This window comes from Psychrobacter sp. ENNN9_III (assembly GCF_001462175.1).
In the GTDB taxonomy this organism is placed as follows: Bacteria; Pseudomonadota; Gammaproteobacteria; order Pseudomonadales; family Moraxellaceae; genus Psychrobacter.
In genome coordinates this window covers 1-15,521 of sequence record NZ_LNUO01000011.1, presented here as the reverse complement: position 1 = coordinate 15,521, position 15,521 = coordinate 1, and the positions used below count along the sequence as shown (strand labels likewise).

11 protein-coding genes are annotated in these 15,521 nt (G+C 42.5%); 1 reads left to right on the top strand and 10 read right to left on the bottom strand.

Annotated elements, in window-relative coordinates; all coding sequences use genetic code 11:
• Window positions 1-60: 60 nt before the first annotated feature.
• The 10 genes from PENNN9_RS12635 to sdhC form a co-directional block, all read right to left on the bottom strand.
• Window positions 61-228, bottom strand: coding sequence for an NAD-dependent epimerase/dehydratase family protein (locus PENNN9_RS12635; protein ID WP_156410049.1), 168 nt, complete (start codon window positions 226-228; stop codon window positions 61-63).
• 421 nt (window positions 229-649) lie between these two features.
• Window positions 650-1,525 (bottom strand): succinate--CoA ligase subunit alpha, encoded by an 876-nt coding sequence (sucD, locus tag PENNN9_RS00835; RefSeq protein ID WP_058367883.1) that lies wholly within the window; start codon window positions 1,523-1,525, stop codon window positions 650-652.
• A gap of 168 nt (window positions 1,526-1,693) precedes the next feature.
• Entirely contained in the window at window positions 1,694-2,860 is a 1,167-nt protein-coding gene (sucC, locus tag PENNN9_RS00830) for an ADP-forming succinate--CoA ligase subunit beta (RefSeq protein ID WP_058367882.1), read from the bottom strand.
• A 214-nt stretch (window positions 2,861-3,074) separates the two neighbouring features.
• Entirely contained in the window at window positions 3,075-4,526 is a 1,452-nt protein-coding gene (lpdA, locus tag PENNN9_RS00825) for a dihydrolipoyl dehydrogenase (protein WP_058367881.1), read from the bottom strand.
• Between the two features lie 269 nt (window positions 4,527-4,795).
• Window positions 4,796-6,061 (bottom strand): 2-oxoglutarate dehydrogenase complex dihydrolipoyllysine-residue succinyltransferase, encoded by a 1,266-nt coding sequence (gene odhB, locus PENNN9_RS00820; protein WP_058367880.1) that lies wholly within the window; start codon window positions 6,059-6,061, stop codon window positions 4,796-4,798.
• Window positions 6,062-6,245: 184 nt separating this feature from the next.
• A complete protein-coding gene (locus tag PENNN9_RS00815; protein WP_058367879.1) occupies window positions 6,246-9,131 on the bottom strand; it encodes a 2-oxoglutarate dehydrogenase E1 component in 2,886 nt (961 codons plus the stop codon).
• Between the two features lie 956 nt (window positions 9,132-10,087).
• Window positions 10,088-10,798 carry a succinate dehydrogenase iron-sulfur subunit gene (locus PENNN9_RS00810; protein WP_058367878.1) on the bottom strand — a complete coding sequence of 237 codons (711 nt, stop codon included), beginning with the start codon at window positions 10,796-10,798 and terminating at the stop codon, window positions 10,088-10,090.
• Between the two features lie 179 nt (window positions 10,799-10,977).
• Window positions 10,978-12,828 carry a succinate dehydrogenase flavoprotein subunit gene (gene sdhA / locus PENNN9_RS00805; protein WP_058367877.1) on the bottom strand — a complete coding sequence of 617 codons (1,851 nt, stop codon included), beginning with the start codon at window positions 12,826-12,828 and terminating at the stop codon, window positions 10,978-10,980.
• A gap of 381 nt (window positions 12,829-13,209) precedes the next feature.
• The gene (sdhD, locus tag PENNN9_RS00800; RefSeq protein WP_075103405.1) at window positions 13,210-13,596 is read right to left on the bottom strand and encodes a succinate dehydrogenase, hydrophobic membrane anchor protein; all 387 of its coding nucleotides are present in this window, start codon (window positions 13,594-13,596) and stop codon (window positions 13,210-13,212) included.
• A gap of 20 nt (window positions 13,597-13,616) precedes the next feature.
• On the bottom strand, window positions 13,617-14,003 hold the full coding sequence (sdhC, locus tag PENNN9_RS00795; RefSeq protein WP_082637937.1) for a succinate dehydrogenase, cytochrome b556 subunit: 387 nt from the start codon (window positions 14,001-14,003) through the stop codon (window positions 13,617-13,619).
• Window positions 14,004-15,179: 1,176 nt separating this feature from the next.
• On the opposite strand from sdhC, the gene PENNN9_RS00790 reads away from it, so the two are divergent.
• On the top strand, window positions 15,180-15,521 hold a 342-nt coding region (locus tag PENNN9_RS00790; protein WP_319822877.1), incomplete at its 3' end, for a citrate/2-methylcitrate synthase.

Below are 15,521 nucleotides of genomic sequence, written 5' to 3'. Positions count from 1 at the left end.
AAGACCCTCCTATTTTAATTTATTTTACAAGGTCGATACCTATTATTATTACTAACTAATTTAATAATGACAAATACTCATAGTTTTACGGATATAGTTAATAGCTTCAATATTTGTATTGGACAAACTATTATGTGAAGTAATATCATAGCTTACCTGATGTAGCTCTATACAGGTATGTGAGCCGATATATCCAGCACCACCCGCTACTAAGATCTTGTTATTCATGACAATTCGCTACAATAAAAACACCTCATTGTAGGGTTGTAGTAAAGTTTTTTCAAGGTGTTAATTTTATGAGTAAAGAGAATCAAAACTACGTTTTTTACCCATTTATTTGCTTCTAACAGTGTAGCCTTTAATTAGTAAGCCCTACAAAATATCCATAATTATGAATATACCTATAATCGGCACTAAAGCCTAACCAAAAATATTTTATTTTTAGAATAAAAAACCGATTATCGCCATAATTGCTTACTTCATCCAAGTTATCATAACAATACCTACAATACGATGTCTTATAATATGTTTTCAGAACAATGTTAAGCTGTATTAGACATACTTTTTTCTTTAACCAAAAAAAACACCCCAATGTAGGAGTGTTTCTTCTAACGTTACTTTAAGCCTAAATATTAGAACTAAAGCTATATTACCAACCAGTAACTTCTTTTAGCTTATCACCGATTTTAGCTGGGTCACGTGTATACGCGATGCCTGCATCTTCAAAGGCTTTGAATTTCTCTTCAGCCGTACCTTGACCACCAGAGATGATCGCGCCAGCATGACCCATACGCTTGCCTTCTGGAGCCGTTACACCAGCGATATAGCCGACGACTGGCTTAGTCACGTTTTCTTTGATATAAGCAGCGGCTTCTTCTTCAGCCGTACCACCGATCTCACCGATTAGGACGATAGCTTCAGTTTGTGGGTCGTCTTGGAACAGTTTTAGTGCGTCAATCTGGTTCATACCAGGGATAGGATCACCACCGATACCGATACAGGTTGACTGACCAAAACCAAGCTTCGTCGTTTGGGCAACGGCTTCATACGTTAGGGTACCAGAGCGTGAAATGATACCGACTTTACCTGGCTGATGGATATGTCCTGGCATGATACCGATTTTGCACTGGCCTGGCGTGATGACTCCTGGGCAGTTAGGACCAACCATACGTACATCGCCAGCTTCTTCGATATAACGCTTCGCTTTTAACATATCGATCGTCGGTACGCCTTCAGTAATCACTACGATAAGCTTCACGCCAGCATCGACAGCTTCAACGATAGAATCTAGTACAAATGGCGCTGGTACATAGATAACTGAGGCATCAGCTTGAGTCGCTTCCATCGCCTCGCTCATAGTGTTAAATACTGGTAGGCCTAGGTGCGTTTGCCCGCCTTTACCTGGCGTGACACCGCCAACGACTTTTGTACCATATTCGATGGCTTGCTCAGAGTGGAACGTACCATTTTTACCAGTGAAACCTTGTACCAATACTTTGGTATCTTTATCAATTAATACACTCATTGTTTTTTCCTTGTATTCGGTTGTCTTGTAGTAGTAGCTTGTTAGCTGATATATCGTTGAATGTTAACGATGTCTCAATTTCTCAATGTTTCGATATTTTAATATTCATCGACTAAAAAGCCACTATTACGCTTTGACTACTATGCTCAAGTTCCTACAGGTAGGGGATTATGCTTGAACTGCGTCGACAATTTTTTGTGCAGCGTCTGCGAGGCCCTGAGCTGAGATCAGTTTTAGACCAGACTCTTCTAGGATTTGCGCGCCCTTCTCAGCATTGTTACCTTCTAGGCGGACAACGACTGGTACTTGTACATCAACTTCTTTGACCGCAGCGATGATCGCTTCTGCAATCATGTCACAGCGTACGATACCGCCGAAGATGTTGATTAGAACGCCTTCTACACTGCTGTCTTCTAGGATGATTTTGAACGCTTCTACAACGCGATCTTTGGTTGCGCCGCCGCCAACGTCTAGGAAGTTAGCAGGCTTGCCGCCATACAGTTTGATGATGTCCATCGTCGCCATGGCAAGACCAGCGCCATTGACCATACAACCGATGTTACCTTCTAGGGCCACATAGTTTAGATCAAATTCAGCCGCTTTTAGCTCACGCTCGTTTTCTTGCGTTTTGTCTTGTAGCGCGGCGATTTTTGGTAAGCGATATAGTGCGTTTGAGTCGATACCGATTTTGCCATCAACACAGACGATCTCGCCATTTTCACGTACGGCTAATGGATTCACTTCAAGCAGGGCAAAGTCATTTTCAACAAATGCTTGATAAGCACCCGTCATGATTTTTACAAACTGATTGATTTGTTTGCCTTCTAAACCTAATTGAAATGCTACATCACGCGCTTGATAAGGCATTAGACCTACTAATGGATCTACGCTTACTTTAAAGATTTTTTCTGGAGTTTCGCTTGCTACTTCTTCGATATCGACACCGCCTTCAGTTGACGCCATAAAGGTAACGCGGCGCGTAGAACGGTCAACGACCGCGCCAAGATATAGCTCAGTTTGTACTGGATACATATCTTCTGCGACCAAGACGAAGTTGACTGGTTGGCCCTCAGCGTCAGTTTGGAATGTAACCAGATTAGTACCGATAAGCTCATCAGCGACTTGCTTAGCTTCTTCACGAGTCTTAACCAGCTTTACGCCACCAGCTTTACCGCGACCACCAGCGTGTACTTGCGCTTTGATAACAGCAATATCAGTTGGGGTCTTATCAAAGGCTGCTGCTGCTTCGTCGCCACTGCTGGCAATGATGCCTTCTTGAATTGGCAAACCGTAGCTTTTTAATAGCTCTTTTGCTTGATACTCATGTAAATTCATTGATTGTATCCTTTATTTTTTACAATTAATAAAAAGTGAAAATAAGTGCACGATAACATTTATATAGTGCACTTATAACCGTAGCTCCAGTGGTTATAACACTCATCGTTATAACCATTATCATAAGCATAGTCATCATGATCATCATAGTCATGACGCTTTGCTGTGCTACGGTCAATTTATACCTTAATACCTACTCGGTAAACGCGAGCGATTACTTACGTTTTTTACGCTGAATGGCGTGAATAGCACGGCCATCAGCTGATAATGCCGCTTCGTGTACTGCTTCTGATATTGTTGGATGCGCAAACGTCATTAGCTGCAGATCTTCAATACTAGAGACAAACTCCATCGCAATCATACCTTGGTGGACGATGTCGCCTGCACCAGCAGAGATAGCGTGCATACCTAGCAAGCGATCGGTCTTAGCATCAGCGACGACTTTGACAGAGCCTTGCGCTTCACTTTGTGCCAAAGCACGGCCGTTAGCAGCTAGGTTAAATGAGCCTGTCTTGACTTCATAGCCAGCTTCAGTCGCTTCTTGCTCAGTCATACCTACCCATGCGATTTCTGGATGGGTGTAGATAACATTGATAATGGTATCATAGTTAACTTGCGCCTTTTCACCATGAATGCGCTCAACCGCCATCATGCCCTCTTCCATTGCTTTATGTGCAAGCATTGGACCACGGACTAAATCACCAATGGCATAGACGCCATCAAGATTGGTTTTGCACTGATCATCGACATCGATAAGACCACGTTCAGTCAAGGTAATACCGCTGTCTTCGCCAAGAAGCTTTTCAGAGTATGCGCGGCGGCCAACACAAACGATTAGCTTATCAAAGCTCTCATCTGATGCTTCGCCTTTGGCTTCACTGGTAACAACTACTTGATCGCCTTGTACTTCAGCATTGGTCACTTTGGTATCGACACGGATATCAAGACCTTGCTTTTTAAACATCTTACGTGACTCTTTAGCGATGTCTTTATCAGCAGCGGCTAAAAATTCAGGTAGTGCTTCGTATACGACAACTTCAGCACCCAAACGACGCCATACAGAGCCAAGCTCAAGACCGATAACGCCAGCACCGATGACACCTAAACGCTTAGGCACTTCAGTAAAATCAAGTGCGCCTGTCGAATCTACAATGCGATCGCCATCAGTTTTAGCGACAGGAATCTCGATAGGCGCAGAACCTGCTGCCAAAATGACATTTTTAGCAGTAATAGTACTTTCCGCTTCGTCTTCTAGCGCGACGAACTTAACTTTTTTATCGCTACCTTTACCGTCTTCTAACGTACCCCAGCCTTGTAGCCAGTCAACGCCATTACCTTTTAATAATGCTGCTACACCGCCAGTCAACTGCTTAACAATACCTTCTTTACGAGCGATCATCTGCTCGATATCGATAGAGACATCACCTGTGCTAATACCATGCTCATCAAGGTCATGTTTAGTAGCTTCATAACGATGCGAGCTATCAAGTAAGGCTTTTGATGGGATACAACCAACGTTTAAGCATGTACCGCCAAGCGCAGGCTCGCCCTTATAAACGCGTTTTTCGATACAAGCAACACTCATACCCAGCTGACCTGCACGGATAGCTGCTTCATAACCACCGGGACCGCCGCCAATGACGACTAAATCATAATTGTCTTTCATAGTACGTTCCTTTTCTAATTTTAGTTTGAGCTTTGTTTTTATTTATAGATACCGTTGCTACCTATACCAATCTATACCAATAAAAAAGCCATACGTCACCCGATAGTTATCTAGTCAATACACTAAGTTTGTATCGTGTGTCATATAGCGCTTATTGGTTATAAAGACTGAACATTATAAACAGCAAAGCCTTTTAAAAAGGCACCTATAAATCTTTAGTACAAAAGCAAAAAGCTTGTATCAGCGTATGCCGATACAAGCTTATAAGCTTATAGGTCTAGGAGTAATAATGATGGATCTTCAACCAACTCTTTGATAGTGACTAAGAACTGTACCGCTTCTTTACCATCGATCATACGGTGGTCATAAGATAGCGCCAGATACATCATTGGTAAGATTTCAACCTTGCCATCGACTGCCATTGGGCGCTCGTTAATAGCATGCATACCTAAGATAGCAGTTTGTGGTGGATTCAAGATAGGCGTTGACATAAGCGAGCCAAAGACACCGCCGTTTGAGATAGTGAATGTACCACCAGTCATCTCATCCAAACCTAACTTGCCTTCTTGCGCTTTGCCGCCAAGCTCACGGATTTTGCTCTCGACATCCGCCATGCTCATACGGTCAGTATCACGCAATACTGGAACCACTAGGCCGCGATCTGATGACACAGCAACACCGATATCATAAAAACCATGATAAACGATGTCATCACCGTCCAATGATGCGTTCACTGCTGGGAAACGTTTTAGCGCTTCGGTAGCGGCACGTACGAACAATGACATAAAGCCTAGACGTACACCATGACGCTTTTCAAACTTGTCTTTATACTTAGTACGTAAGTCCATCAACGGCTTCATGTTGACTTCGTTAAACGTCGTTAGCATCGCTGTATCTTGTGACGCTGACAATAAACGCTCGGCAACACGCTTACGCAAACGTGTCATCGGTACGCGTTTTTCAGTGCGCTCACCAACTGACTCAGCAACAGGACGACCGCTATCAGATTTGATAGAGCTGTCAGATTTTAGCTTTGGATCTGCCATATCAGTCTTGGTAACACGGCCACCACGGCCACTACCTTCGACATTCTTTGGATCTACGCCACTTTCTTTGGCAGCTTTACGTACCGCAGGACTTTGGTCTTTATGATCAGCTTCATCGTGCGGCGCGTTTGGACGGTTTGAGGTGTCGCCGTATCCAGTTTCTTTTTGTTGTACTGGTGCAGCTGGTTGATTTGGATCGACTGCTGGCGCTTCATCAGAGCTAGAGCCGGTGTCAGCATCAGAGCTACCACTTGCACCAGCTTCAAACTCTGCGATTAGGTCCGCTGATTCAACCGTATCGTCGACTTGTTTGACGATTTTGGTTACAACACCATCATCAGGTGCAACGACTTCTAACACTACTTTATCAGTTTCGATCTCTGCTAAAAGGTCATCACGACTAACCTGTTGGCCTTCAGTGACATGCCATTCAACGATCGTGCCATCGGCAACCGATTCTGGAAAAACGGGGGCATTAATTTCAGCCATCGATATACTCCTTAGATTTAGATATTACTACTTATTATTAAGTCGTGATAGACAGTTATTTCCTATTTGAAGCTATGTTATTAATAAAAACATACCCGCATACATCGTCTACTTCTTGATAATCTAACCATGCAATAGGAACTAACTGCTATCGTCTCATTGATGAATCTTATATTGGTAGCGCTTATTCAGCCAACTCGTCTACACTAACGCCTAAACTTTCGGCAACCAGTGTTTGCTGCTGCTGAACATGCAACTTCGGTGAACCAGTCGCTGGCGCTGCACTAGGAGGACGTGCTACTGGTTCCATCACCTTCGCTCTAGTCGGATGCGGTACCACAATACGGAACATATGCGGTGCTAAATAATACCAAGCACCTTGGTTTAGTGGCTCTTCTTGCGTCCAGACGATTTCTTTTAGGTTGCTGTATTTTTCTATTTCAGCAATCAGACGCTCTTCTGGAAGTGGATAAAGCTGCTCAATACGAACGATGGCGACATGCTCAAGGCCCAATGCACGGCGTTGCTCAAGTAAGTCGTAATAGACCTTACCGCCACATAGTACCAAACGTGTGATCTGATCGGCGTTTTGCTCATCAATCTCTGGCAGTACTGTTTCAAACTTACCATTAGCGAGCTCTTCTAACTGAGAAGTCGCAAGCTTATGACGTAGTAAGCTCTTTGGTGACATAACGATCAAAGGTTTACGTATCGGACGTATCGCTTGACGACGTAATGCATGGAATATCTGTGCAGGAGTCGTTGGCGTAATGACTTGCATATTGTCTTCAGCGCATAGCTGTAAAAAGCGCTCAAGACGGGCTGAAGAATGCTCCGGACCTTGACCTTCAAAGCCATGTGGTAATAGCATGGTTAATCCGCACACACGCTGCCATTTGGTCTCACCACTAGAGATAAATTGGTCAATGACGACCTGCGCACCGTTGACGAAATCACCGAACTGCGCTTCCCAAACGATCAACGCATTAGGTACTGTCGTTGCATAGCCATACTCAAAGGCTAGCACCGCTTCTTCTGATAGCAACGAGTTGTAAGTAGCAAAACGAGCTTGCTTTTCACTAATATGAGCCAATGGCACATACATACTGCCATCATTGACATTATAAATTTCGCTATGACGGTGCGAGAAGGTACCGCGGCCAACGTCTTCACCAGTGATACGTACCAATATATCGTCATTATCAACGAGAGAGGCATAAGCTAGGGTCTCTGCTGCACCCCAGTTAAGTGGCTCTTCACCAGTTTGCATCGCTAAACGCTGATCCACGACTTTTTGTACTTGACGTTGAAGCTTATAGCCTTCTGGCATCTCAGCCATGCGGCGACCATACTCTTTTAGTTTTTCGATATCGACACTGGTATCCCAATCGTCGACTAAGTCGTGACCTAAGTAAGGCTTCCAATTCACAAAAAGCGCCTCATCAGGATCACTGACCAAAGAGTTCACCACATAATCACCACGATCTAGCGACTCACGATATGAGTCCTCGTAGTTTTTGGCTTCACTTTCGTCAATTACACCATCTTTGATCAGTTGCTGGGCATATATTGCACGAGTCGTTGGTAACTTTTTGATGACTGAATACATCAACGGCTGAGTCGCAGAAGGTTCATCCGCTTCATTGTGACCGTTACGGCGATAACAGAACAAATCGATAATGATGTCTTTATCAAACTCATGACGATAATCAAGAGCAAGCTGGGCGGCAAAAACGACTGATTCAGGATCATCGCCATTTACATGTAAGATCGGTGCATGAACCATTTTAGCGACATCGGTACAATATTCTGTCGAGCGCAAGTCTTCTTGACGGCTGGTCGTAAAGCCGACTTGGTTGTTGATGACGATATGTAGCGTCCCGCCCGTGGTATAAGCACGAGTCTGTGACATCTGGAACGTCTCTTGTACCACGCCTTGACCAGCAAATGCGGCATCACCGTGGACAACGATCGGTAGCACCGAGTTACCATCTTTATTATTGTGACGGGCTTGGTCGTTACGACGTACTTGACGGGCACGGACAGAGCCTTGTAATACTGGTGCGACAATCTCAAGGTGTGATGGGTTAAAGGCCAATGCTAAGTGCGCTTCACCGCCTGGCGTCATCACGTTAGATGAATAACCGTTATGATATTTGACGTCGCCTGAGCCTTTTTCTGGCTGAACTTTACCATCAAACTCATCAAACAAATCAGCTGGGTTTTTACCTAAAACGTTAACCAATAAGTTAAGACGCCCACGGTGTGCCATACCGATAACCATCTCTTTGGTACCGTAACCACCAGCACGTTGAATGATTTCGTTAACCGCAGGAATAAAGCTTTCACCACCTTCAAGGCCAAAACGTTTTACGCCCGTATATTTACGCGCCAAATACTTCTCTAACCCTTCAGCAGCAGTCAGACGCTCCAAGATAGATAAGCGTTTTTCATCGTCGAATTTGATATAACCTAGGTTGGTCTCAAGATACTTCTCCATCCAGCGCTTTTCAGTACTGGTGGTTACATGCATATATTCTACACCGATATGGCGACAGTAGACGCGTTCCATAATTTCGATAATCTCACGCAATGGCGCTTCTTTTTTACCGATATTAAGATCGCTCGTAGGATATATAGTATCAAGGTCAGCTTCTGATAAGCCATGATAAGCGAGGGTTAAGTCTTCTACCGCAGCGCGTGGATGCAGCTCTAAAGGATCAAGCTGCGCACGGCGATGTCCACGACGACGATACGCTGAAATCAGCTGCTGAACACCCATTTGTTTAGGATCAGCACAGTCTTCTGACGTACTAGAAGTTGAGTTATCAGAGATAGGACCAATTTTATTGGCGGTCTGATTACGTGCAAGCAATAAAAACTGATCTTTAATGTCATTATGCTTGGCATCGTTGGGAGATTGGTATTGCTTAAAATAATCTTGCCAATCCGTATCGACACTATCTGGATCGCTTAAAAACTGCTCATAAAGGGATTCGATATAAAGGGCATTGTCAGCGGCAAGTTCAGTATGTTCTACGCCAGCTGCTTCTTTCGTTATACTATTCATAATAATCGTCTATTTGATAGATAAATGAATGGAATCGTGCTTATTATTGTGTGTTCTATTATACGCTAAGCTTATAAAAAAGTTGGTATACATCGTTAAATACTGTTTGCCAGTTACTAACTATTTGTCAGTTACTAGTAAGTAGTCGCTCTTATTTGCCAGTAAAGATCATTAGCCGATTATGCTAAGCTTCACCCATAGTTGCTTGATATCATAAATGAGCATGAACAATGATGATAACAAGTCCAAACTTCACCAATATTAACTAATCGAGTAGACAATCTCTTCTCAATCAGCTATTAACAGATGTTTTCAAAGAGTTTTTGTAATGAGCATACACTGCTATATAGGGTAACATGTATGAATTACCTGACATAGTTTGTTTGCTCAATACTAAGTATTTACATATTAAATAACAATTATCACTTTACGAACATTATGTACGTATCGTCAGTATAGCATCGCTAATAGCTTCTAAAAACTTAGCATAATAACAGTGGTTTTTGATACTTTAACTCCCGCTCTCCCGCTATGATAACATTTTTATGATTCAAAATTTATGACAAGTTGAGCAACATTGCCTTTATTTATAAAGCTGTCTTCAACAAAGCAAAAACCACACTTTTAATAAAACCAAAAGACAGTAGCTTGTTAAAAATAAACGCATTGTTAGCATTTACTCAAATCATCAATAAGAACATATGATAACTTGTCAAATAAACAGACTTTTTACCGTGTATAAATTGTACAGGTAAATAGCGACCAATCTTTGAACCCTTACACGCTACCAACGTACTGTACGTATAGACTTACATTGATTCAGATAATCTGTTCAGCTGCCATACACTGTTAAATACTCACTTTATTGATCTACAAACAGAACATATCATGCAATAAAGACACCGCCTGATTAACAGACGGTGTCTTCGTATATATAAGAATACCTGGGTATTTGATTAACCAGCTTGATCTAGTAATAAATTACGTAGGTTACCGATCGCTTTAGTAGGGTTTAGGCCTTTTGGACAAACCGATACACAGTTCATAATACCGCGGCAACGGAATAGGCTGAACGGATCATCCAAGCGTGCTAGGCGAGCTTGCGTATCAGTATCACGGCTATCAACCACAAAGCGGTTGGCGTTAAGCAGCGCTGCTGGCCCTAAGAACTTATCAGGGTTCCACCAAAATGATGGGCAGCTGGTAGAACAGCAAGCACATAGGATGCATTCATACAGACCGTTCATCTTTTCACGCTGCTCAGGTGACTGCAGACGCTCTGTCGGCGGCGCTGGCTGCTCGTTGATTAGGTACGGATGTACTTTTTCGTATTGCTCATAGAATTGGTTCATGTCAACGACTAAATCACGAACAACGGGCAAACCTGGTAGAGGGCGAACCGTTACCTTTTCAGGCAATGTATTCATGTTAATCAAACAGGCCAAACCATTTTTACCGTTGATGTTTACGCCATCAGAACCACAGATGCCTTCACGGCATGAGCGGCGGAAAGTGATGGTTTCATCTTCCTTTTTTAAGCGTAATAATACGTCAAGCAACATACGATCTGACTCAAGTAGCTCAATCGTATAAGTTTGCATGCGCGGCGCTGTGTCCTGGTCAGGATCATAGCGATAGATTTCGATGGTGCGAGTACCTCGGCTCATAATGCTAAACTCCACACGTAGGTGATGGCGGGCATACAAAATGTGCATCATACCAGCGCTGTTGTTCAATTTTCATCATCGCACTGGCATAAGCTTGTAGCTAGCGGTCACCTTTTTAATAAATTAATAAGGGATAAAACGGTAATCCTATACGTACATAAAATATATGTCATATAAAATTAATAAACGCGAACTTTTGGCTCGACATAATCGACAGTTAATGGAACCTTGCGAACTGGCTTATAGATGATACGGTTGCCTTCAGAATACCATAGAGTATGCTTCATCCAATCATGATCGTTACGGCCGTTTGGTGCGTAATCATCATCTTCTGGGCGATCATAGTCAGCAACACTGTGAGCGCCGCGGCTCTCATGACGATTAGCTGCCGATATCATTGTGGCCTTAGCAACTTCATAAAGGTTGGCAACTTCAAATGCTTCGATACGCGCTGTATTAAACACTTGCGACTTATCTGCTAGATGAATGTTTTCAACCTTGTCACCAAGCGCCAAGATTTTCTCGACTCCTTCATCCATTAAAGCTTGCGTACGGAACACACTTGCATGCTTTTGCATGGTTGCACGAATCTCATCTGCCACGTCTTGCGCATTGTAGCCTTCTGTAGACTGTTGCAATTTATCCAAACGACGTACAGTAAAGTCTAATACATGCGGGTCAAGCGGCTTGTAGTTATGATCAGCATGATGATATTCATCAACGATATGCTTACCTGCTGCACGGCCAAATACTAATAAATCAAGCAGTGAGTTGGTACCTAAACGGTTGGCACCATGGACACTAACGCACGCACACTCACCAATAGCATACAGACCTTTGACGACATCGCCCTTTGCATAAAGTCCGTCTTCATCCTTACCCGCTTCTAAGTCTGGTACAACCACTTGACCATGAATCGTAGTAGGAATGCCGCCCATCATATAATGAATGGTTGGGATAACTGGAATAGGCTCTTTAGTGATATCGACGTTTGCAAAGTTTTTACCAATCTCAAATACCGATGGTAAGCGCTTCATAATGGTATCTACCCCTAAATGCGTCATATCCATAACGATATGGTCGGCATTTGGGCCACAGCCACGACCTTCTTTGATCTCTTGGTCCATCGAGCGTGACACAAGATCACGTGGTGCTAAGTCTTTAACCGTTGGCGCATAACGCTCCATGAAAGCTTCGCCGTCTTTATTACGTAAGATGGCGCCTTCACCGCGGCAACCTTCTGTCAACAGCACCCCTGCTCCGTGAACGCCGGTTGGGTGGAACTGCCAAAACTCCATATCTTGCAATGGAATGCCAGCGCGAACCGCCATACCGATACCGTCACCAGTGTTGATATAAGCGTTAGTAGACGCCGCAAAAATACGACCAGCTCCGCCAGTCGCTAATACTGTAATCGGTGTCTGGAACACAGCTACCGCGCCTGTTTCTTGCTCAAGTGCTACCACACCATTGATGTTACCCGCTTCGTCTTTGATCAAATCAAGCGCAATCCACTCGATGAAGAACTCAGTACCTTGCTGCAGGTTTTTTTGATATAGCGTATGTAAGAGCGCGTGACCTGTACGGTCAGCAGCAGCGCAAGCACGTTGCACGGCTTTTTCGCCATAGTTTGACGTATGACCACCAAATGGACGCTGATAGATCGTGCCATCTTCGTTACGGTCAAATGGCATACCCATGTGCTCAAGCTCATAGACGACTTTTGGCGCTTCACGGCACATATACTCGATAGCGTCTTGATCACCCAACCAATCTGAGCCTTTTACCGTGTCATAAAAGTGAAAATGCCAGTTGTCGTTGCTCATGTTACCTAAGCTTGCCCCAATACCGCCCTGCGCTGCAACTGTGTGCGAACGGGTTGGGAATACTTTGGTCAAAACTGCAACCTTCATACCCGCTTCAGCCAAATGTAGTGAAGCTCGCATACCTGAACCGCCACCACCGACGATGACTGCATCGTAATTTAAGGTTTTGATGTTACTAATGGTATTATCTTGTCTTGTTGCCATTACGGTTTTCCTAATGCTTGTGAAGTAAATATAAGGAAGTCCAATCAGATATTACGTCAGATCTCTAAGCGTCTTTTGACCATGCTCATTAATCTAGTAGTATTTGTAGACCACCTTTAACCACTTACTAAAATTTGCATATTCTTCATCATACTCAGCTTAGGATGTCTGTCGCTCAATAAGCTTTGTAACGGTGCTCACCACATGATGTCGCGTATTTTATAATTATAAATACGTCTAATCGACACTGTACATCCGCACAATACAACATGATGAATCTAATATGGCCACTGACTGACTGCTTTTAAAGGCGTTAAAAGCGATTAAAGTTAACTGTACAGTCTGTCATCGTAGCGTCTAAAAATGAGAGGTCTATAATAATTAAACAGCCACAACACCGAAGCCACTACCCCAAAAGATCATAACTCCCCAGAATAGATAAACTAAAATGGCGATAATCATTAAGGTTTGTAATACCATACGTAGTTTTGGCGCGCTTTCACCCATCTTACCAGAGGTAATATAGTCAGTGAATATGGTCCACATACCGACCCAAGCGTGGCCAGCAAGTGCAAGTACCGCAACCAAACTGAATAGACGCATAGGCAAACTGGTCATGAAGTCAGACCATTCGATAAAAGTCACGTTACCATGCATCAAAAAGAAGCCAAGTAACACGACGCTATAGACTGCTAGGACGACGGCACTAATACGCTGGACTACCCAATCACGTGTGCCTAGTCCTGTTAGTCCTGTAGCACTTTTGATTCCTGAATCATTTTTCATCATTAGAACATCACCCATACAAATGACGCGACAATTAGAATCGCTGCAATTACTAAACTGACAACAGACACCATACGTGCTGATTTCAGCTCTTCGTTGTTACCGTTGTCAGCAAATAAATGCTTGATACCCATTACAAAATGATATGCAATCGATGCAACGAATATCCATGCTAAGAAGCGAATGAAAACATTATCAAATACGGTTGCAAAGCTCTCAGGTGACGCAAGAGAGGTCTGTAACAACCAAAGCATGACAGGGATTAATAAGAATAGAATAATGCCAGATATACGATGTAGAATTGAAGCTATCGCAATCGGTGAGCGATTAACAGCCATCACTTGGCTCAAAGGCAGATCAATAGGTCGGTTGCTTTTCACAGCGGGCATCCTTTTTGCGGTTATACTCCTGTATCTACTAGCAACGCTAAGTAGGAAACGATCCTACTAAACGTTTAGCAACACATGAGACGAATAAAGTAAGGAAGAGCTAGCTGACTGTGCTAGTTTACGCTAAGCATTAATATGCATTCAACATGTAAAACATTTACGATTCACTGTTTATACTACTGAGACAGCGCTCGCTCGTTGTCAGTAATCATAGTACTCATATAACATGCTTATATAATGATAATAATTTGCGAATTGATTATATGGCTATGCTTTAATTGAAACGATTGTTTTGTCTGTCTAAATTAATATCTAAAATACTAAATACTATGTTTACTAGCTTTAAATTTTGAATACCAGTTTTACTAGTACTAAGGATTTTTCTTCATAATAGTTAGCTGTCTTGTGAGACGTACAGTTAACTGGTCTATTTTTAATTGGTTTCTTAGTATAACAAGGCAAGATCGCTTGACTGCCTTCTCCACAACAAACCGACTTAAGAACAATATAAAAATAGAACAAACAACGACAGCACCAAGACTTTAAACTATTGTTATGACTACAAATTTACGTATTCAATTTAGCAAAATATCGTTCGATTTGGTACTTAATAAACGCACGCACGGTAATCAATATTCGTTAATATGCGATTAGCATCAGTCAAATCATGCCATTATAAAATGGCTAGCCGACAATTACAAATTTATCCCTCAAATAGTGAAAATCGTGGCGGTTTTAACACAAAACCTATTATTTGTAATAAAATTGACGCAACCTTACCTTTTCATAAACGATAATAATTAAGATCAAATTGTGCTACTGGTCATATGCTATGCGTTTTTGACGGCATCAACATAAAACCTAAAACAGCAAAATAGACAAAAAGAGTCAAATTCTATCAAATTACTAGCTTTCCTACTTCTTTCATAAAAACGTCGAATTTGCGCTAAATAAGCCAACAGACATATTTTGATACAAAAATTACCTAATAGAAATACCCTGAAACCACGTGAATTAGCGGTATAGCTGCTAAAACTCTTTTCTAATTGCATTAAATTACTGGTAACATAGCCTCAATCTTAAATTAGTTAAATCCATATTTGTTCATATAACGACACGAAGATAGATGTCGTTAGTATTTTATTCTAACAAGCTAAAACCAATGGAGAGGAAATTATGGCTGACAACATCAAGTCAAACAATGAAGCCACATTAACAGTAGATGGTAAGGAATACCAACTTCCTATTATTAACGGTACACTAGGTCGCCCAGTTATCGATGTTGCTGCTTTGCAAGAAGCCGGTTACTGGTCTTATGATCCAGGGTTTAAGGTCACAGCTCCTGTCGAATCAAAGATCACTTTCATTGATGGCGGTAAAGGTGAGTTACTACATCGCGGCTATCCTATTGACGAGTTGGCAAACAACGCTGAGTATTTAGAAGTTGCCTATGCTCTTATTCATGGCGACCTACCTAACAAAGAACAAAAAGCAGATTTTTTTGAAAAAATCTCCCCC